Source organism: Nonomuraea cavernae (assembly GCF_040655715.1).
Taxonomy (GTDB): Bacteria; Actinomycetota; Actinomycetes; order Streptosporangiales; family Streptosporangiaceae; genus Nonomuraea; species Nonomuraea cavernae_A.
On record NZ_JBFAKL010000020.1, the window covers coordinates 53377 to 72688 of the forward strand.

At 71.3% G+C, this 19312-nt stretch carries 19 protein-coding genes; 11 read left to right on the forward strand and 8 right to left on the reverse strand.

Annotated features, from left to right (window positions below; translation table 11 throughout):
- Window positions 1–191: 191 nt before the first annotated feature.
- Window positions 192–1151 (reverse strand): anti-sigma factor RsbA family regulatory protein, encoded by a 960-nt coding sequence (locus AB0I38_RS26740; RefSeq protein WP_358475783.1) that lies wholly within the window; start codon window positions 1149–1151, stop codon window positions 192–194.
- A 179-nt stretch (window positions 1152–1330) separates the two neighbouring features.
- On the opposite strand from AB0I38_RS26740, the gene AB0I38_RS26745 reads away from it, so the two are divergent.
- Entirely contained in the window at window positions 1331–1885 is a 555-nt protein-coding gene (locus AB0I38_RS26745) for a DUF1707 SHOCT-like domain-containing protein (protein WP_358475799.1), read from the forward strand.
- Here the strand turns inward: AB0I38_RS26745 and AB0I38_RS26750 are convergent.
- The gene (locus AB0I38_RS26750) at window positions 1855–2949 is read right to left on the reverse strand and encodes an aromatic ring-hydroxylating oxygenase subunit alpha (RefSeq protein WP_358475805.1); all 1095 of its coding nucleotides are present in this window, start codon (window positions 2947–2949) and stop codon (window positions 1855–1857) included. The genes AB0I38_RS26745 and AB0I38_RS26750 overlap by 31 nt on opposite strands.
- A gap of 237 nt (window positions 2950–3186) precedes the next feature.
- Here AB0I38_RS26750 and AB0I38_RS26755 point away from each other — a divergent pair, with 237 nt between their 5' ends.
- Together AB0I38_RS26755 and AB0I38_RS26760 are read left to right on the forward strand one after the other, a co-directional pair.
- On the forward strand, window positions 3187–3561 hold the full coding sequence (locus AB0I38_RS26755) for a hypothetical protein (RefSeq protein WP_358475811.1): 375 nt from the start codon (window positions 3187–3189) through the stop codon (window positions 3559–3561).
- A gap of 101 nt (window positions 3562–3662) precedes the next feature.
- Window positions 3663–5174 (forward strand): DUF2079 domain-containing protein, encoded by a 1512-nt coding sequence (locus tag AB0I38_RS26760; RefSeq protein WP_358475818.1) that lies wholly within the window; start codon window positions 3663–3665, stop codon window positions 5172–5174.
- 22 nt (window positions 5175–5196) lie between these two features.
- On the opposite strand, the gene AB0I38_RS26765 is transcribed toward AB0I38_RS26760, so the two are convergent.
- Entirely contained in the window at window positions 5197–6330 is a 1134-nt protein-coding gene (locus AB0I38_RS26765; protein ID WP_358475829.1) for a glycosyltransferase family 4 protein, read from the reverse strand.
- A 23-nt stretch (window positions 6331–6353) separates the two neighbouring features.
- Between AB0I38_RS26765 and AB0I38_RS26770 the strand changes: the two genes are divergently transcribed.
- From AB0I38_RS26770 to AB0I38_RS26780, 3 genes are all read left to right on the forward strand, one after another.
- Window positions 6354–7172 (forward strand): PIG-L deacetylase family protein, encoded by an 819-nt coding sequence (locus tag AB0I38_RS26770; protein WP_358475852.1) that lies wholly within the window; start codon window positions 6354–6356, stop codon window positions 7170–7172.
- Between the two features lie 50 nt (window positions 7173–7222).
- Window positions 7223–8281 carry a lysylphosphatidylglycerol synthase transmembrane domain-containing protein gene (locus AB0I38_RS26775; protein ID WP_358475875.1) on the forward strand — a complete coding sequence of 353 codons (1059 nt, stop codon included), beginning with the start codon at window positions 7223–7225 and terminating at the stop codon, window positions 8279–8281.
- A gap of 66 nt (window positions 8282–8347) precedes the next feature.
- Window positions 8348–11761, forward strand: a complete 3414-nt coding sequence (locus tag AB0I38_RS26780) for a BTAD domain-containing putative transcriptional regulator (RefSeq protein WP_358475884.1) — start codon at window positions 8348–8350, stop codon at window positions 11759–11761.
- Here AB0I38_RS26780 and AB0I38_RS26785 read toward each other — a convergent pair.
- Window positions 11730–12245 (reverse strand): hypothetical protein, encoded by a 516-nt coding sequence (locus tag AB0I38_RS26785; protein ID WP_358475893.1) that lies wholly within the window; start codon window positions 12243–12245, stop codon window positions 11730–11732. The genes AB0I38_RS26780 and AB0I38_RS26785 overlap by 32 nt on opposite strands.
- Window positions 12246–12404: 159 nt before the next feature.
- On the opposite strand from AB0I38_RS26785, the gene AB0I38_RS26790 reads away from it, so the two are divergent.
- Both AB0I38_RS26790 and AB0I38_RS26795 read left to right on the forward strand, forming a co-directional pair.
- Window positions 12405–12932: a DedA family protein gene (locus AB0I38_RS26790; protein ID WP_358475907.1), complete on the forward strand. Its 528-nt coding sequence runs from the start codon at window positions 12405–12407 to the stop codon at window positions 12930–12932.
- 88 nt (window positions 12933–13020) lie between these two features.
- Window positions 13021–13854, forward strand: coding sequence for a D-alanyl-D-alanine carboxypeptidase family protein (locus tag AB0I38_RS26795; RefSeq protein ID WP_358475924.1), 834 nt, complete (start codon window positions 13021–13023; stop codon window positions 13852–13854).
- Window positions 13855–13860: 6 nt separating this feature from the next.
- Here AB0I38_RS26795 and AB0I38_RS26800 read toward each other — a convergent pair whose 3' ends face one another.
- Window positions 13861–14040 carry a hypothetical protein gene (locus tag AB0I38_RS26800; protein WP_189123523.1) on the reverse strand — a complete coding sequence of 60 codons (180 nt, stop codon included), beginning with the start codon at window positions 14038–14040 and terminating at the stop codon, window positions 13861–13863.
- A 71-nt stretch (window positions 14041–14111) separates the two neighbouring features.
- Between AB0I38_RS26800 and AB0I38_RS26805 the strand changes: the two genes are divergently transcribed.
- A complete protein-coding gene (locus AB0I38_RS26805; protein WP_358475939.1) occupies window positions 14112–15161 on the forward strand; it encodes a LacI family DNA-binding transcriptional regulator in 1050 nt (349 codons plus the stop codon).
- Here the strand turns inward: AB0I38_RS26805 and AB0I38_RS26810 are convergent.
- The gene (locus AB0I38_RS26810) at window positions 15158–15409 is read right to left on the reverse strand and encodes a DUF4235 domain-containing protein (RefSeq protein WP_358475944.1); all 252 of its coding nucleotides are present in this window, start codon (window positions 15407–15409) and stop codon (window positions 15158–15160) included. The two genes, AB0I38_RS26805 and AB0I38_RS26810, sit on opposite strands and share 4 nt — an antisense overlap.
- 166 nt (window positions 15410–15575) lie before the next feature.
- Here AB0I38_RS26810 and AB0I38_RS26815 point away from each other — a divergent pair, with 166 nt between their 5' ends.
- On the forward strand, window positions 15576–16238 hold the full coding sequence (locus AB0I38_RS26815) for a rhomboid family intramembrane serine protease (RefSeq protein ID WP_358475970.1): 663 nt from the start codon (window positions 15576–15578) through the stop codon (window positions 16236–16238).
- Window positions 16239–16372: 134 nt separating this feature from the next.
- Window positions 16373–16873, forward strand: a complete 501-nt coding sequence (locus tag AB0I38_RS26820) for a hypothetical protein (protein ID WP_358475996.1) — start codon at window positions 16373–16375, stop codon at window positions 16871–16873.
- 763 nt (window positions 16874–17636) lie between these two features.
- Here the strand turns inward: AB0I38_RS26820 and AB0I38_RS26825 are convergent.
- Window positions 17637–18449 carry a TrmH family RNA methyltransferase gene (locus AB0I38_RS26825; protein ID WP_436838784.1) on the reverse strand — a complete coding sequence of 271 codons (813 nt, stop codon included), beginning with the start codon at window positions 18447–18449 and terminating at the stop codon, window positions 17637–17639.
- Window positions 18442–19218, reverse strand: coding sequence for a DUF4184 family protein (locus tag AB0I38_RS26830; protein ID WP_358476001.1), 777 nt, complete (start codon window positions 19216–19218; stop codon window positions 18442–18444). The genes AB0I38_RS26825 and AB0I38_RS26830 overlap by 8 nt, the downstream gene beginning before the upstream one ends.
- Window positions 19219–19312 lie beyond the last annotated feature (94 nt).

The following is a 19312-nucleotide window of genomic DNA, read 5'->3' on the forward strand; positions in this document are numbered from 1 at the left end:
CGAGCCCTGAACGACCCCTTAATACCTTGGTCGTAAGATCCCTGACTCGACCGGGCTGACCTGCTCGAACACGACCCCGGGTAGGGCCTGCCCCCTCAGGGTGGAGGCGGCGGGAGAACGTCGCGGCGGCACCGGTCGGGCTCACGCCGGAGGTGGTGACCGAGCTGGATCGGGTGGTGCCGGTCGGTGCGCTACCCGGGCATGGCGGGCGTCGAGGTGCAGGCCGGGAGGTCGAAGTAGGTGCGGATCGTGGTGCCGCCCGCGCGGGTGTGCACCCGGACCAGGTCGCTGAGCAGGTTGACGATCAGCAGCCCGCGTGAGCCCGCGATGTTCGCGTCGACGGGCTCGCGTCCGGCCAGCGGGTCGGTGATGTGACCGGTGTCGCTGATCTCGCAGACCAGCCGGCCGGCCTCGGCCCAGATCTTGATCAGGCCGCTGCCGCCGCCGTGGTCGAGACTGTTGGCGCCGAGCTCCGCGATCACCAGGCGGATGTCGTCGAGGCGGTCGCCGCCGAAGCCCAGCTCGACGGCCCGCTCGACGGCCAGCCCGCGCGCCCTGGCCAGGTTGGTGCGGTCGAAGCGGAGCGAGACGAACTCGCCGGGCTCGCCGAGGGGCTGGTTGTGGCGGTCGACGACCTGGCCGGGCGCGTAGCCGGCGCTGCGCCGCTCGCCCCCGCCCCCGCCCCCGTCGCGGAGCACCGGGTGGGTCAGCTCCGCGTCGTGCAGGATCGCCGGGTCGAGCCGCTCGGCGTCGTAGGGGCACAGAATGGTGGCGGCGCGGCCGGAGAACGCGTAGTTGATCAGCGCCTCGTGCTGCACGCAGGCGGGATATTCGGTCGTCGTGCGGCCGGGCCAGATGGGCTCGCCGACGATCCGGACGTGGTCACCGGGATGCCGGTCGGCGAAGTCACGCAGCACGGCGGGGATGATGCGGCTGGGATTGCGGCCGGCCCGCGTCATGTCGAGCAGCTCGACGCGGGCGGCGTCGTCGCCGAGCTCCGCCTCGATCAGCCTGAGGTTGGCCGCGGGCACCGCCACCGCCGCCGGGTCACCGGACTCCAGTCCTTCGCGGACGAAGGCGGTGACGACACTCACGTACTGCCGCTCACCCTGGTAGAAGAGGGCGGTGTGCGTGAAACGATCTTCCGACATCGGTTTCCACCGTACCGTCTCATGAGGACTTCACGGCCATTCGTTGGGTATCTGTCTGCTGTGACCAGACTCCAGATCGTTCGCCGTCCCCAGCCGGTTCGACGTCCGCTCCCCCTCGATCTGCGTACCCCCTCCGGACGGCGCCTGCCGTTCTGATCCTCGCGAACTATGCTCAGGACATGTCGGAATTGGAGATGCGCGTCTCCGACGAGGATCGGGAACGCGCCGCGCAGCAGTTGCAACGCGCATTCACCGAGGGTCGCCTCAATCAGTTGGAGCTCGAGGACCGGCTCGAGGTGGCGCTCACCGCCAAGACCTATGGCGATCTGGCCGGGCTCATCGCCGACCTCCCCTCCGAGCTGCCCGTCGTCGACGACGTGGTCCTGCTGGAGTCGAAGAGCGGCCACATCAAGCGGTCCGGCGACTGGGCGGTGCCGCGGCACCTGCGGGTGGTGTCCAAGTACGCCAGCGTCGAGCTCGACCTCTCGCAGGCCACCATCCCGCATCCGGTCGTCGACCTGGACCTGGACCTCAAGTACGGCTCCGCCACGATCGTGCTGCCCGAGGGTGGCGCCGCGAACGTGGACCGGTTCCAGAACACGTGGGGCAGCACGAGCACCACGGACGTCCCGAGCAGGCCCCGCCCCGGAGCCCTCTACGTCGTGGTGACCGGGGAGAGCAAGTACGGCCAGCTGGTGGTCCGCTATCCGCGCAGGCGCTGGTTCACCCATTGATGGAAGAGCGAGATGTGATGCTCGCTCGGCACCAGCACGCCGCCCCGGCGGTAGGCACGTGACGACATGCCGGGCTGCGTGCGCTCACAGGCGTCGAAGTCCTGCAGGTTGACCCGGTGGAACAACTCCACCGACCGTGACAGGTCGGCGCCGGCGGCCACCACGTCGGGGTGGTAGAGCCAGTCGCACTCCACCACCGTGCGGTCGGCCGCCAGCGGGAACATCCGGTGCAGGATCACGTGGTCGGGCACCAGGTTGACGAACACCTGCGGCTTGACGGTGATCGCGTAGTAGCGCCGGTCCTGCTCGGCCGACACGTCGGGCAGTTTGCCGAAGCCGGGGCCGCCGTCCACGGTGAACCCCTCGGCCTTCGGGGCGAACTCCGCGCCGTGGCCGACGTAGTACTGCGCCGCGAAGCCCCCGGCGAACTCCGGCAGCACGGCCGTGAGCTCCGGGTGGATGGTGGCGCAGTGGTAGCACTCCATGAAGTTCTCGACGATGAGCTTCCAGTTGGCCTTGACGTCGTAGACGACGCGGCGGCCGAGGGCGAGCCGGTCGACGTGGTAGTGCTCGATCGCTGCCGGGTCTCCCAGCCGTTCGGTGGCCGCGTGGATCACCGTCTCCTCGAACGAGGGCGGCTCGTCGGCCAGGCAGACCCAGGCGTATCCCAGCCACTCGCGCAGCCGCACCGGGATCAGCCCGTACTCGGTCCGGTCGATGTCGGGCATCTTCACCAGGTTGGGCGCGGCGGCCAGGCGCCCGTCGAGGTCGTAGGACCAGGCGTGATAGGCGCACCTGATCGTCCGCTTCACCTCGCCGGACTCCTCCAGGCACAGGCGGGCGCCGCGGTGCCTGCAGACGTTGAGGAAGGCCCGCAGCGCGCCGTCGCGCCCCCGGACCACGATCACGTTCTCCCTGCCGACCTGGACGGTCCTGAACGCGCCCGGCGCGCGGAGGTCGCCGGACCTGACCGCGCAGAACCACAGGGACTCGAAGATCTTCGCCTGCTCCTCCTCGAACACCGCGGCATCGGTGTAGGAGGGTCCGGAAAGCGTGGGGATCAAGCTCGACGTGCTGGCCAATCGACACCTCTTGTTGCGTAATACGCACCGAGTTGCCCTACATGCGCCATGGTCAGGTCGGGCTCACGAGGCTGTCAAGAGGCCGCCGCGGATCGGCCGGATGCCCCGGCCTCACACGGTTGATCACAGTTGATACGAGAGTTGTTAGTTTCGTGCAAGCGGCCAGCAAGAGGAGATCCATAATGTCCCCTTCATTCCATCCCAACGAAGGGCATGACCATGACTCCCCCTCGTCGTCGGATCGCGCTGACGATCGCGACGTTCGCTCTCGCCGGCCTCACCACCGGGTGTGGCGCCATCGGCACCGCGGTCGACTGCAACGCGGTCGCCCAGGAGATCACCGTGATCTCCAACGAGTTCAGCACCTCTCTGGGCAGCGCCGCCACGGACCCCGACGCGATGAAGAAGGCCGCCACCGTCGCCTCCGACAAGGCCAACGCCCTGGCGGGCAAGTACGACGGTGAGCTCGGCGCCGCGCTCAAGGAGTTCGCCGGCGCGTTCGACGGCTTCAAGAGCAACGACGTCAACGAGCTGACGGCCGCGACGTCCAAGCTCGGCAGCTTCCAGACCAAGATCACGAGCGCCTGCTCCTGATCGGATAGCCGGCCGTCGCGTCGTATGTGGCCTATGTGGGGGGCACATCGACGCGGCGGTCATGACACGCTCCACGGCAAATCGGTCTACTCTTGCTGCCCGTGACGGGCGACATGCCGGCGGCCGAGACGGGGGCCACCACCGCTGCCGGCACGCGCCAGAAGGTCGTGGTGCGCGACCGTCGGCTGCGGGCCGCGCTGATCGCGGTGCGCGGCCATCGGGTGTGGGTCGCGCTGATCGCGCTGACCGCCGCCGCGGCGTACGCGGTGCTCGGCCTGGTGAAGCTCGCCACCTTCCGCGCCTCCACCTTCGACCTGGTCATCGTCGACCAGGCGGTGCGCAACTACGCCCGGTTCCGCCCGCCGTACGTCCCGGTGATGGGGGCCTGGCACGACCGGGGCCTCGACTACGTCCAGCTGGCCGACCACTTCTCGCCGATCTACGCGCTGCTCGCGCCGTTCTACTGGATCCACGACGGCCCGGCGGCGCTGGTGGTGGCCCAGGCGCTGCTGTTCGCCGCGGCCATCCCGTTCATCTGGCTGTTCACCCGGCGCGTGCTGGGCACGGTCCCGGCCTACCTGGTCGCGGTGGCGTACGCGCTGTCGTGGCCGGTCGCGCAGGCGGTCGCGTTCGACGCGCACGAGGTGATGTTCGTGCCCGTGCTCACCGCGATCATGATCGAGCGCTACCACGCGGGCCGCCCGCTGCCCGCCTTCGTGGCGATGTTCGCGCTCCTCCTGGTCAAGGAGGACATGGGGCTGATGGTGATCGGCTTCGGGCTCTACCTGCTGCTCACCGGCGACCGGCTCCGTGGGCTGGGCTGCGCGGTGGTGGGCGTCGGCGGGGTGCTGATCACGCGGGGCGCGCTCATCCCGATGCTGGGCGGCGACACCGGCGACTTCTGGGCCTACGGCCACCTGGGCCCCGACCTGCCCGGCGCCGCCCTGGGGCTGCTGGCCGACCCGCTGGGCTCGCTGCTGCTGCCGTTCAGCGACGAGGCCAAGGTCGACACGTTGTTCCTGCTGGTGTGGCCCACGTTGCTGCTCTGCCTGCTGTCGCCGCTGTCGGTGGTCGCGCTGCCGCACGTGCTCGAACGCATGCTGTCGGACCGCGCCCTGTGGTGGCAGGCCGACTTCCAGTACAGCGCGTTCACCGTGGTGATCCTGCTCCTGGCCGGGGTGGACGGCCTGGCCCGGCTGCTGCGCCGGATCAGACGGCCGGACGACCGCTCGCTGAAACTGGTCTGGTCGGCGGCCGTCTGCGTGGTGGCGCTGACGCTCGTGCCGAGGTTCGCCCTGGACCAGCTCTACCACCCGGACTTCTACCAGGGCGACGAGGTCAAGACCGCCGCCGCCCGAGAGGCCGTGGCCCAGGTGCCGTCCGGCGTGACCGTGGAGGCGGTCAACTCGGCCGGGCCCGCGCTGACCTCGCGGACCACGGTCCTGCTGTGGACCGGCGAGTCTCACGGCGCTCCCTGGGTGGTGGCCGACACGGCGCGCTGGGAGTTCCCGTTCGGCTCGGCCGAGGACCAGGCGGCCCAGGTCGACCAGTTGGTGAGCCAGGGCTACGCGAAGGTCTTCGAACGCGACGGCTACGTGGTGCTGCGCCGGTGACCGGCCGCCGGACCGGCCCGGCCTACCCGCTCCCGCGAGACCGCTTGGCCGCCTGGGCGTAGGCCCGGTCGAATCCGGCCAGCACCGTGGACCACGAGCCGGCGGCCGGCGCGTCGGCCCGGTTGTGGGCGGTGATGCGCTCACGCAGCTCGTGATCGACGCACAGCCGGACCAGCGAGTCGGCCAGCTCGCCGAGGTCACGGCCGAGCAGCCCATCGGTGCCCTGCTGGACGAAGTCGGCCACCCCGCTCTGCGCCCGCGCCACCACCGGCAGCCCGGCGGCGCGGGCCTCCAGCGCGGCGATGCCGAACGACTCGCGTGGCGCGGGCGCCACGAACACGTCGGCCGACTCCAGGACCTTGGCGATCTGCTCGCGGGTGTGGCGGCCGGGCAACGACACCCAGCCGGACATGCGGTGCCTGGCCAGGTAGCGCTCCATCGACCCGCGGGCGGGCCCGTCGCCCACCACGGTGGCGCGCAGCCGGATGGACGTGGGAACCCGGGAACGCACCATGCCGAGCAGCCGCAGCAGGCGCAGCGGCTGCTTGCGTGGCGCGAGCCGGCCGACGGCCACGATGTGCACCTCCGCCCGCCGCGGCTCCTCCTCCCGGCCCGGCGCGCCGGTGGCCGGTGCGGGCCGCCAGCCCGACAGGTCGAGGCCGTTGGACACCACGTGCACCGGCACCCGCGGGCCGGCGACCGCGCGGATCGGCGCCGCCGCCGCGTTGCTCACCGTGGTGACCACCAGGCCCCAGCGCTGCCAGCCGTACACCAGGCGCAGCAGCCGGTAGACGCCGCGCGTGACCGGATCCCACATGCTGTGCACGGTCACCACGCACGGCACCCCGGCGCGTACGGCGGCGCGGACCCCCATCCAGGCGAACGGTGAGACCGCCCCCGTGTGGACGTGGACCACGTCGGGCCGCGACGCGGTCATCCGCCGGGTGAGGTGCCCCACTCCTAACGGGTGCACCGGCAGGTCGAACGGCATCCTGGCGACGATCCGGTGCACGCCCGGCCAGCCCTCGCCACGTGTCGCGGTGGCCACCTCGACCTCGTGGCCCGCCTCTCGCTGGGTGCGCACGAGATCGGCCACCTGCACCTCGATACCGCCGAGTCGTGGCAGGTAACAGTCGCTCACGTGAAAGATCCGCACCCTTCCCAGACTAATCTGGGCATGTGCCTCCACGTACCGCTGTGTTCTTCCACGCTCATCCCGACGACGAGGCCCTGCTCACGGCGGGCACCATGGCGATGCTCGCGGCCGAGGGGCATCGCGTGGTGCTCGTGGTGGCCACGGCGGGCGAGCGCGGCCTGGCCGACATGGAGCCGGGCGACGAGCTCGGCCGCACCCGGATCGAGGAGCTGTACGAGTCGGCCGCCCTGCTGGGGTGCGCCCGCGTGGAGTGCCTGGGCTACGGCGACTCGGGTCTGAGCCCCGTGGGCGGCGTCGCCGACGAGCGGCCCGACAACGCCTTCATCGACGCCGACACCGAGGAGGCGGCCGGCCGGCTGGCCGCGATCCTGCTGGAGGAGCAGGCCGACCTGCTGTCGATCTACGACCCGGCGGGCGGCTACGGGCACCCCGACCACGTGCAGGTGCACCGGGTGGGCAGGCGGGCCGCCGAGATCGCCCGCACGGAGATCGTCCTGGAGGCGACCGTCAACCGCGATCCGCTCGTCAAACTGCTGCGGATGGCGGGCAAGGTCTACCGGTTCCCGCCGGAGTTCGACGTGCGCACGTTCGAGAGCGCCTACTCGCCGGGCGAGGTCATCACCCACCGGGTCAACGTCCGCAGGTTCGCGAAGCAGAAGCGGGCCTCGATGTCGGCGCACGCCTCCCAGGCCAGCGGCGGCGACAGCGACCGCACGCTCGCGGTCATGCTGAAGGTGCCCTATCCGCTCTACCGCCTGGTCTTCGGCACCGAGTGGTTCGTCCGGCGTGACCTCCCGCCCGGCACCCGGCTGCGTCATCCTCTGGACCCGGCTCCGAAATGACACCTCAGGATGATCCGGAGCGGCGCGCGGGCGGGCAGACTGGTGGGCCGATGAAGAACAAATGGCTCCAGATCACCTTGTCCGCCCTGTCGCTCGCGCTGGCGGTGGCGCTGGTCGTCTACCTGCCGCAAATCGTCCAGTCGCTGACCGGCAAGCCGGTCTCCTGGCAGCAGATCGGCGAGGTGTTCGGCGGGCTGGGCATCGGCATGATCGCGTTGATGGCCGTGGTCTGGCTGCTCAGCCTGCTCGCCTACACGTTCGTGCTCACCGGGTCGCTGCCGGGGCTGACCCATGTGCAGGCACTCACGCTCAACGCCGCGGGCAGCGCGGTCAGCAACCTGCTGCCGTTCGGCGGCGCGGCGGGGGTGGCGCTGACGTTCGCGATGACCAGGGGCTGGGGCTTCGCCAACCGCCCGATCGTGGTCATGACGCTGGTCAGCGGCATCTGGAACACCCTGTTCAGGTTCATCCTGCCGGCCGTCGGCATCGTCGCGCTGCTGATGGCCGGCGAGGTCCCCAATCCGGACGTGGCCAAGGCCGGATGGGTGGGCGCGGGGTCGATCCTGGCGCTGTGCGCGGTCGTGGCGGCCGCGCTCTACTGGGACCGCGCCGCCGTTCTGCTCGGCCGGGCGCTCGACTTCCTGGCCCGCCTGGTGCGCCTCAGGGTGCACGCCTCCGAGGCGCTCCACCGGCTGCGCAAGGACACCGCCGAGATCCTCCGCACCCGGTGGCTCGGCCTGTCGCTGGGCATGGTGTTCTTCCTGGGCTTCCAGTGGGCGATCATGGTGATCTGCATGCTGGCCGCCGGCGCCTATCCCGGCCTGGCCCAGTCGATCGCGGTCTTCGCCCTGTCACGCGTGCTGACCAGCGCGCTCGTCACGCCCAGCGGCGCGGGGATCATGGAGACCGGGGTGGCGGCGCTGCTGCTCGCGTTCGGGGTCGACGCCCCGCAGGCCACGGCCACCGCACTGCTCTTCGGCTTCTGGACTTACACTATCGAGATCCCGTTCGGCGGCCTCGCGTTGGGTGCGTGGGCGCTCCTGCGCAGACGCAAGGGCCGGAGTGACGCCGCGGAGCCCCCGTCAGCGATCTCGAAGGCCTCTCCGTGACGATCCAAAACAGAACACGTGTCAATCATCCACGGGCCTTGTGCGTGATTCGGAAGCCCGCATAGCGTGGCGGCTGACATGGTGGCGTTCCGGGTTCTGGGGCCAGTCGAGGCGTACGAAAATGACGAACTCGACCTCGGCGGGTTGCGGCAACGGGCCGTCCTCGCCCGACTTCTCGTGGCCAGAGGTCAGGTCGTGCCGGTCGACACACTGCTCTACGACCTGTGGGACGACGACGCGGCCAAGGGCGCCCAGTCGGGCCTGCAGGTCTACATCTCGCGGCTGCGCAGGGTCCTGGAGCCGGGCCGGCCGCGCGGCGGGCCCAACCGGCTGCTGGTGACGGTCGCCTCCGGCTACGCGCTGCGGGTCGCGGCCGACCAGGTCGACGCGCTCCGGTTCGAGCAACTCGTCCGGGCGGCCGGCGAGCATCTCGAGGAAGGCGACCCGCAGTCGGCGCGCGGCCGGCTGCAGAAGGCGCTCGGCCTGTGGCGCGGCACCCCCTACTCCGACTTCGCCGACCAGCAGTGGGCCGAGGCCGAGGTCAACAGGCTGACGGAGCTGCGGTTAGTCGCGCGCGAGCGCCACGCCGACACCGGGCTGCGCCTCGGCCTGCCCGCCGAGACCGTGCCCGACCTCGAAGCGCTGACCACCGAGCATCCGCTGCGCGAGGAAGGCTGGCGGCTGCTCGCGCTCGGCCTCTACCGCTGCGGCCGGCAGGGCGACGCGCTCGCCGCGCTGCGCCGGGCCAGGGGCATCCTGGCCGACGAGCTCGGCATCGATCCCGGTCCCGCGCTGCGCAAACTCGAGTCCGACATCCTGGCCCAGTCGCCCGAGCTGGAGCTGGCCGTGACGCCCCGCTCGACCAGGCCGGTGCCGGTCGCCGACACCTGGCCGCCCCGGCCCGCCACGCCCGTGGAGCCGCCGCCGCTTGAACCCGAGCCGTTCGTCGGCCGCGACGCCGAGCTGGCCCGGCTGACCACCGCCGCCGGCCGCACCGGCAGGCTCCAGGTCGCGATCGTCACGGGCGTCGCGGGCGCGGGCAAGACCACGCTGCTGCGCCAGCTGGAGGGCAGGCTCAGCGGCGACGGCTGGATCACCGCGTCGGGCGCATGCCCCGACTCCAGCGCCACCCCGCCCGGCTGGGCCTGGGTCGAGATCCTGCGCTCGCTCGTCGGCCGCACCGGCGCGGGCGAGTACGCCCACCTGCTGGCTCCGCTGCTCGACGACGCCGACCCCGATCCCGACGACGACGAGGTGTCCGGCGGCTTCCGCCTGCATCGCGCGGTCGGCGGCTACCTGGCCGGGGTGTCGCGCCGCGCTCCCGTGCTGATCACGCTCGAAGACCTGCACTGGGCCGACGACCAGACCCTCGCCCTGCTCCGGGCGCTGCCCAGCCTGCTCGCGACCAGCCGGGTGCTGCTCGTGGTGACCTGCAGGGAGAGCGAGCTCGACGACCGCCAGTCCGACGTGCTGGCCGCGCTGGCCCGCCTCGGCCCGCTGCGGGTGGGCCTGAGCGGGCTCGATCCCAAGGCCGTGGCCGAGCTGGTCAGAGCGACGTGCGTGCGCGAGATCGACGAGGACGCGGTCGAGTCGATCGTCGAGCGCACCGGGGGCAACCCGTTCTTCGTCCGTGAGACGGTGCGCCTGCTCGACTCCGAGGCCGCCGCCGACCGGGCCAGCGCCACCGAGGTGCTGTCGCGCGTGCCCTCGGGCGTACGCGACGTGCTGCGGCGGCGCATCTCGCGGTTGCCCGCCGGGGCCCAGCAGATCCTGCTGCAGGCCGCGGTGATCGGCCGCGACGTCGACGTCGACGTGCTCGTCGACGTCGCCGGCGAGGAGGACACGGTGGTGGAGGCGGTCGAGGCCGCGCTGCTGGCCGGGCTGGTGACCGAGCCGGGCCCCGGGCTGCTCAGGTTCGACCACGACCTCGTACGCGACACGATCTACTCCGACGCCTCGCGGCTGCGCCGCACCCGGCTGCACGCGGCCGTGGCGGCGGCCATCGAACGGCGGACGCCCTCCGACGTGGCGGCGCTGGCCCACCACTACTTCCTCGCCGACGCGGCCGAGAAGGCCGTGCACTACGCCAGGCTCGCCGCCGAGCAGGCCGAGCGGCGCTTCGCGCACCGCGAGGCGGCCACGCTGTGGGAGCAGGCCATCGCGGCGTTCGAGCGCCGGAGCGCACGCCGGGAGGGCGACGACGGGCCGGACCGCGCGAGCGCCGACACCCGCGAACGCCTGCAGCTGATGCTGCGCCGGATCCGGGCGCTCGCGCTGTGCGGCGACATGTCGGCGGCCCGGCTGCTGCGGCGCGAGGCCATGGACGCCGCGCTGCCGCTGGGCGACCTGGAGATCACGGCGCGGGTGGCGGCGTCGCTGGCCGTGCCGCACAAGGGCATGGCGCGCGACTTCACCCGCACCGCGTGGGAGATCGTCGACGTCACCGAGCAGGCGCTGATGGCGCTGCCCGAGGGAGAGCAGACGCTGCGCGCGAGCCTGCTCACCACCCTGGCACTGGAGCTGGAGGGCTCCTCCTCGCCCGAACGGGGCCGGCAGGCGTCGCTGGAGGCGCTGGAGCTGGCCCGGCAGAGCGGCGACCCGGTGCTGCTCGCCGCCGCGCTCAGCGGCCGGCTCCGCCAGTCCTACGACATCCCGGCGGTCGACACCCGCGAGAGCATCGGCCGCGAGTTGCTGGAGGTCGCGCAGCGCTCCGGGCAGATGGCCACCCAGGCACTGGCCCACCTGGTGCTGCTGGAGTGCGCCGCCGCCCGCGGTGAGTTCGCGGTGGCCGACGAGCACGCCGCCGCCGCCAACCGGCTGGCCAGACAGTACGACCTGTCGGCGCCGGACGCCGTCTGCGCCTGGTATTCCGGGCAGCGGCTGATGATCGCCGGCGACTACCAGGGCGCCGAGCGGGCCTACCGTGACGCCGCCCGGATGACCGCGCGGGCCGGCATGCTGGAGGGCCGCCAGGACCTCCCGCTGATCGCCAGGTTCTGCCTGCACCTGGTCGACGGCCGGGCGGCCGAGACGGTCGAGTGGCTGGCCGAGGCCCACCAGCGCGGCGCCAAGTGGACCCTCGACGCCTACGCGCTGGCGCTCGCCTCCGCAGGCCACCTGGCCGACGCCAACGCCGTGGCCGCGACCCGGCCGCCCGTGCGGCCCGACTTCCTCTACGAGCTGGCGATGACGTGGCGGGCGCTGGCCGGGATGCTGCTCGACGACCGGGAGCGGATGGTCGACTGCTACGACAAGCTCAAGCCGTTCTCCGACCGCGTCGCGGGCGCCGGCACCGGGGTGGTGGCTCTGTGGCCGGTGGCGCTGACGCTGGGAGATCTGGCGATCCGGCTCGGCCAGCCCGACGCCGCGCGCGACCACTACACGAAGGCTCTGGAGGTGGCCGAGCGGGTCGGTGTGCCCCGCTGGGTGGAGGCGGCGCGGCGGTCGGTCAGCAACTCACCTGGAAACGCCGGCTCTTGACGGTCTTGGCGCCGTCCACGGTCAGCTCGACGCGATACCAGCCCGGGTTGCCGGTGAGCCTGGGCTGCCAGGCCACGGTCTCCTGCGACCCGGCGAAGCCGGCGTAGTCGACCAGGTAGGCGTCCCAGGTGTTGGTGCCGGGGTTCCAGCGCGACAGCTTCCAGCCGTAGAGCACGGTCCGGTCGGGCGCCGGGTTGACCACGACGGTGCGGGCCGCGTACGTCTTGACGCAGCCCGCCTCGCTCTTCTGCGGGCTGACGCTGACCCGGCCGGCGGTGGCCGGGGCGGCCTCGTAGGAGGCGGGCGCCGTGATGGGCACGGCACGGGCCGACAGGGTGATGGTCTGCGTAGGCTGAGCAGCGGAGTTGGCGGTGTCGTAGGCGGAGAAGCCCACGTAGGCACCGGTGAAGGCGAGGGCCGCCACGAAGAGCTTGGCTGTGCTCGCCGAGCCGGTGGCCAGTACCGCGGTGCTTCTCGTCGCCATGATCAAATCTCCTCTTTGCTCACCTATAGAGATAAGCGAGGGTGGTTGAGGTCCGCTTGTCGGCTGCTTGCACCCTTTGCGGCCCTCTTGCGGGCGAGTGTGGCGGCCGGGTAACCGGTGAACTAAGGTAAGGCTGACCTTTGTACAAGAAGGGGGGCGATGTCCTTCATGCGGTCCTTCGCGCTGGCGGTACCCGCCCCCACCGAGCCCTTCTGGCTCGGGCTGCCGTACTGGCTCGTGGGTGTCGTCCTGATGATCGCGCTCTTCGGCGTGTTCCAGGTCTACTACTGGGTCGGCCGCAGGCTCGGCGAGCGCCTCTACGACTCGCGGATGGGCGTCAAACTCGGCCGCGAGCGGATCGCGAAGGTGGAGCGGATCGTCGGCCGGTGGGGGGCGCTGGCCGTCTACGGGTGTTTCTGGGTGCCGATGCTCCGGCACACGCTGCCGTGGGTCGCGGGAGCGCTGCGCGTCTCCTATCCCTGGTACATCGTGGCCAGCGCGCTGGGCTGCATGACGTGGGCGCCGCTGTGGTGGTTCGGCCTGACCGCGCTGGTGTGGGGCTGGCTGCAACTGGCCGCGCGCTCGCCGGTCGGCGCGGCGGTCGTGGCCGTCGCCGCCGTCGCCGCGGTCGTCGCCTTCTTCGTCTGGCGCAGGAGGCGGCGCGCCGAGAAGGCCTTCGTCACCTGAGGGCCATGGCCCGATCCAGGCCGGTTTTCCGCGGCTTCGGCGCGTGGTTCGGCCCATCGATCACCGATGACCTGCCACCATGTCGGGCATGCGTATTGGGGGTTTCATCGGCTCTGCCATCCTTGCCCTGGTCCTGTGGATCCCGTCGCCCGCCGTGGCGGCGGACACACCCGCGGTGGGCGCCGGGGCGGCGTACGTGATCGATTCGGCGGGAACGATCCACTACGGCAAGCGGCAGACCCGCCGGGTGCCGGTCGCCAGCCTGGTCAAGGTCATGACGGCGTACGTGGTGCTCCGCGAGGCCAAGCTGGGCGACCGGATCACGGTGACCTCCGCCGACGTCCGGCACGCGGTCGTCAACGGGGCCACCACCGCGGCGCTCGGCCGTGGTGAGCGACTGACGGTCAGGGATCTGCTGTACGGGCTCATGCTGCCGTCGGGCGGCGACGCCGCCAACGCGCTGGCCAGGACGTACGGACCGGGCAAGCCGGCCTTTGTGGCCAAGATGAACGCGGCGGCCAGGCGGCTGGGCCTGCGCGACACCCACTACACCAACGCCGACGGCCTGCCGGCGCCCGCTGGCGGCTACTCGACGGCCGTCGACCAGGTCAGGCTGGCCAAGGCGGCCCTGGCGGATCCGACGTTCCGGACGATCGTGTCGCGCGAGCGGCACATCGTCCCCCGGACGTCGCTGCAGCGCGCGCACACCTGGCGCAACACCAACAAGCTGCTCCAGCAGGCCGACGGCGTGCTCGGCGTCAAGACCGGCTACACGCGGGAGGCGGGGTTCTGCCTGCTGTTCGCGGGTGACCGGGGCGGCCGGCGGGTGATCGGAGTGCTGCTCGGCGACCAGGACGCCCGCCGCTTCACCACGGCCGGGAAGCTGCTCGACTACGCGGACGACCGGATCTCCGGCGGCTGACCAAGGTCAGGAGCCCGCGACGAGCGGGTCGAGACGGTCGGCCGTCCAGCGCAGCGTGCACGCGAGCCGCATGCGGACCCGCGTCCGCTCGCGCGACGGCCGCACCGGCGCGCCCGGAAGCGCCTCGTGAACCGTCTCCCGGTGGCCCATCGCCGTCTGATGAGCGAGTACCTGCATGGCTTCCATATCTCCTCCTTAATCCATTAAGAGCTTAATCCATTAAGGAGTGGTCGGCAAGGGTTCGATACGGTGGACGGATGGCCAGAGTCACGCTGCAGACGATCGCCGACAGGCTGGGCGTGTCCCGGGCCACCGTGTCCTACGCCTTCTCCCGGCCCGACCAGCTCAGCGACGGGCTCCGGAGGCGGATCATGGAGGTGGCCGACGAGCTCGGCTACGGCGGCCCCAACCCCACCGCGCGCTCGCTGCGCCTCGGGCGGGCCGGCGCGCTGGGGCTGCTGTTCAGCGAGACCCTGCCCTACGCCTTCGCCGACCCCTACGCCATCGGGTTCTTCCAGGGCATCGCCACGGCCGCCGAGGACGCCGGCGTCGGGCTGCTCATCCTGCCGCTGCCGCACGGCGACCGCCGCAGCGACACCGTGCGCGACGCGGTGGTCGACGCCTTCTGCGTGGTCTCGCTGCCCGACGGGCATCCCGCGCTGGCCGAGGTGTTCGCGCGCAAGGTGCCGGTCGTCGTGGTCGACGAGCCGTACGTGCCCGGCCATCCATTCCTGGGCATCGACGAGCCCGCGGCGGGGGCGCTCGCCGCGCGGCACCTGCTCGACCTCGGGCACCGCCGCATCGGGGTGGCCATGGTGGGCCTGCACGACGACGGCCACACCGGCTGGGCGGGCGTCGACCGGCAACACGGCTCGGTCTTCGAGGCGATGCGCCGACGCCGGAGCGGCTACCAGCAGGCCTGCGAGGAGGCCGGGCTCGACTGGGGGGACGTGCCGTTCTTCGAGGTGGCCCGCAACTCCCGCGAGGCCGGCCGGAAGGCGGGCCACGCGCTGCTCGGCCGCGAGCCGCGCCCGACCGCGATCCTGACCAACACCGACGTGCTGGCGCTCGGCGTCCTCGACGCGGCGGCCGACCTCGGCCTGGCCGTGCCGGCCGACCTGTCCGTGGTGGGTTTCTCCGACAGCGCCGCCGAGGAGGCCGGCCTCACCACGATCAGGCAGGCCAAGCAGCAGATCGGCGAAGCGGCGGGCCGGTTGCTCCTGTCACCGCCCAGTGACGCGCCCGAGCGGACGATCTTCCCGCACGACCTGATCGTCCGCGGCTCCACCGCTCCCCCGCCCGCCTAGTCTCCGGGCGCCCCGTGCCGGAAGGTCTGCGCGCCCGCGCGGTGCACGGCCGCCTTGACCAGGCCGAAGATCGCTCCCTGGATCGCCGCCGCCACCAGGACCTCCGTCCAGCCGCGCTCCAGGTCGTCGGCGTCCGGCGCATCGTCGTCGCCGGACACCAGCTTCCACACCTGCTTGAACATCGAGGCCGCCACAGCGCCGCCCAGCATGCCCATGCCCAGCGACGTGACCTTCTCCACAGACCGCATCTCTCCTCCTTACGACGGGTCTGCCCGTGCCCCGTGTCAGCCTGCTAAACCCCCGTCCGCGACGGCCCGGTGGTCAGACCTGGGGAAGAGTCCGCCCTGACGCCGCTTCGTGATCTTTCCCTCTGATACTGGTCCCGCTCGCACTAGTCAGCCAAGGAGGAACCAGGTGGAGGCCAAGGGGCCCGCGGCCGAGATCATGATCGCTGAGGCCCGCAAGGCGTTGTGGGTGATGGTCGGGTTCCTGGCTGTCATCTGGATCGCGCAGATCGCCAACTGGGCGTCCGGCTACGCGCTGAGCTACCACTACGGTGTGCAGGCGTGGAACCCCGGCAGCCTGCCGGGCATAGTGTCGTCACCGTTCCTGCACTGGAGCTGGGCGCACATCCAGGCCAACTCGGGTCCGCTGTTCATCTTCGGCTTTCTGTCCGCGTATCGGGGCGTCACCAAGTTCCTCAGCGTGACGGGACTCATCATCCTGGTCAGCGGCCTCGGCGCCTGGTTCACCTCCGCCCCGGACGGGATAGGAGCGGGCGCGAGCGGCGTGGTCTTCGGCTACTTCGGTTACGTACTGGTGCGCGGCGCATTCGACCGGCATCTGATCGACATCGTGGTAGGCGTGGTCATGGCCCTGTGCTTCTCCTACCAATTCACCGGCCTGCTTCCCCAGGAGGGCATCGGCTGGCAGGCTCACCTCTTCGGCTTCCTCGCCGGGGTGCTGGGCGGTTGGGTGTTCCGCGACCGCGGCAGAAGTCCGCGGCCGACTGCGGCCTCCCCGCGACAGAACCCCAGGGCGGCGCTGCTGAAGGAGCTCGACGATCTCGGCCTCTGACAAGAAGCCCTCCACCGGTAGGCGCCGAGCGAAGCCCGCCTCCGCGACGCCGCAAGGAGGCGTCACCTCTGGACCACTTCGTCGTTGGACAGACCGTGTCATCAAACGGATCTTCAGTGAACGCGAGGAGGACCATGATGCCCGAGATCAGGCTGACAGGACGAGCCGTGGCCCTGGTGACAGCGAGCCTGCTGGCCGGCGGCATGCTCACGGTCGGCGGAGCTGCCTTGGCGACCGCCATGAACGAGGAGCCGATCAACGCCTGCGTCACCACCGCGACCGGCGCCCTGCGTGTCGTCGCGACGGGAACGGTGTGCGGCGATGGCGAAACCGCGCTGGACTGGAACCGGCAGGGCCCGCCCGGACAACTCCGCGTGTTCACGATCAAGGGTCCGGGCACCAGGATCGCGCCCGGGGAGACAGGTCACCTGCGGGCCGACTGCGGCGACGGTAACTACGCGATCTCCGGCGGATACCTGGGCGAGCGGCCGACAGCGCCGGTCAGCGTGTTCGTCAACACCATCGACCACCAGGACACCAGCGCGTGGCGGGTCGGCATCATGAACCACAGCGAGACGGCGACCTACGCCTTCGGGACATACGCGTCCTGCGTGCCACTTCCCGCTGCTCAATGAGGATGTCGGCCACTCGCCGACGAGCCCGTCCACCTATTCGCGCGGAGGTGCCCACGACGGTCGTGTCGTGGGCACCTCGTTCCACGTCCACATGTCGTACGCGGTGCCGGCGGTCACCGAGCCCGCCCTCGCCGTCCATCCCGCGCCGGCCATCCCGCGCCGGCCGTCGAAAGCAGAGCCCTGAGCAGGCGATGGCGGTGCTGCGCCACCAACTCGACCGCCTCCGCCCGTGGCACCGTCACCCTCCGTCGCTGGCATGCTGGTTCAGTCGCTGGTTCAGTCGCTTCACAGGCATCGTTGGAGGGTCTCGGTCGAGCGCGGCCTTGACCCACCGGCCGGCCTGCAGCGCTCCTTGCCGGATGTGCTGGTCGCCCTCCGAACCGTCGACCACGACATACCTCCACCCCTGCGGTGAAGAATCCACTCACCGTACGAGCCAGAGTGATCTCGCGAGCGAACCGATGCCGGAACTCCCGATCGCCGGCGAGCTCCGGATGGACCACCTTCACCGCCACCGCGCGCCCGCTTCTCGACCGCCCCAGGAAAACGCGGCCCATCCCACCAGCGCCCAGCCGCGCCTCGATCCGGTACGGACCCACCCTCCGTAAGTCCTGCGGCTGCAACTCCTCGAACACGGTCATACGCGCCTCCCCCGGCCCGCGATCAGCAATCCTGGATCACCAGGCCCCCCAGATAACCGGGAGAATAACGATCACCGATACAAAGCGCCACAAAAGTACGCACAACCAGCCGAAGCCCAGGATCAGCGCATCAACCCATGACAGGCGATGGCGGCGGCGGCCACCACGTTGAGCGAGTCGACTCCCGCCTCCATCGCGGCCGGGCTCATCGGGATGCAGACCGGCTCGTCGGCCTCGTGCAGCCACCGCGACGACAGCCCGTCGCCCTCGGAGCCGAGCAGCAGGGCGACCCGGTCCGCGAGCTTGACGGCGTCGAGCGAGGTGGCCGTCTGGTCGGGCGTCAGGGCCAGGCTCCGGTATCCGGCCTCCCGCAGCCGGGCCAGACCGTCGTACCAGTTGTCCATCCGCGCGTACGGGATCGAGAACACCGCGCCCATCGACACCTTCACCGCCCGCCGGTAGAGCGGGTCGGCGCACCGGGGCGACAGCACGATGCCGTGCACGCCCAGCGCGGCGGCGCACCGGAAGATGGCGCCGACGTTGCCGTGGTCGACCAGGTCCTCCAGCACCAGGATCCGCCGGGGCCCCGGCGAGGAGCCGGACAACACGGAGTCGAGCGGAGGCAGCGGGAGGCGTTCCATCGAGGCCAGCGCCCCCCGGTGCACCGGGAACCCGGCGATGCCCGTCATGACGTCGTCGCCGGCCACGTACACCCTGGCGTCGCCGAGCACGTCGGCGAGCGGCTCCAGCCAGCGGCCGGCGGTGAGGACCGAGCGGATGGGGTAGCCGGCGGCGACCGCGCGCCTGATCACCTTCTCGCCCTCGGCGATGAACAGCCCGCGCTCGGCCTCAAGGCTCTTGCGCAGCTCGACGTCGCGGAGGCGGGTGTAGTCGGTGAGGCGAGGGTCGCTCGCGTCGGTTACGTACTCAGGCACCTTCAGATACTGCCACGAGCCGCCTGACCTGCCAGCCGAGCGCGTAGCAGCAGATCACCAGGGAGAGCCCCACCACGGTGCCCGCGCCCACCTTGGTGAGCACGCCGGGCAGGCCGAACTCCGGCGCCGGCGGGTAGAGCACCGGCCAGAGGAGCGCTCCGGCGACCACCCCGATGTAGGAGGCCGTGAAGACCGTCAGCCGGGTGCGCGGGGAGATCCGCAGGTGGCCGGGCACCTCGCAGCCGGCCATCCGCGACAGCCGGCGCCACGCCCACCACACCACGAGGGCCAGGCCCACCGCCGAGGAGCCGTACTGCAGCAGGCGGAACAGCCTGATCACGCCGAAGACCGAGTAGGACAGCCACTCGCCCCATTCCGCCGGACCGGTGGAGTGGGTGAAGGAGTCCCACAGGACGTGGGTCGCGGCCCCGATCAGCGCGCCGGCCACGATCGGCAGCGGCCGGACCCGGCGCCAGGAGGGCAGCAGGGTCGCGGCGCGGCCCGCGAGCGAGGGCGGCAGGAGGGAGATCAGCGGGTCCCTGAGCACCAGGTGGAACAGGGCCAGCAGCACCAGGACCGCCAGCAGGTCGATGGTGAGCACACCACGCCAGGCGTGCCAGTCGGTGTAGTCGGGCAGGAACGGCAGGAAGATCGGCAGATCGGGCACCATCGCGCCGATCGCCAGCGCCCACGGGTCGACCAGCCTGCGAATCCGGGACGACGACGCGAGCGGCAGCACGGCGGCGATGTGGGCGGGCGTGAACGGCACGAAACGGCTCCTCCCCCGAAACGATCATTACAGATTACCCTGCCAATCTTTGCCCCTCGCCACTAAAGTCACGCTAAGTAGCGGGTATGGTACG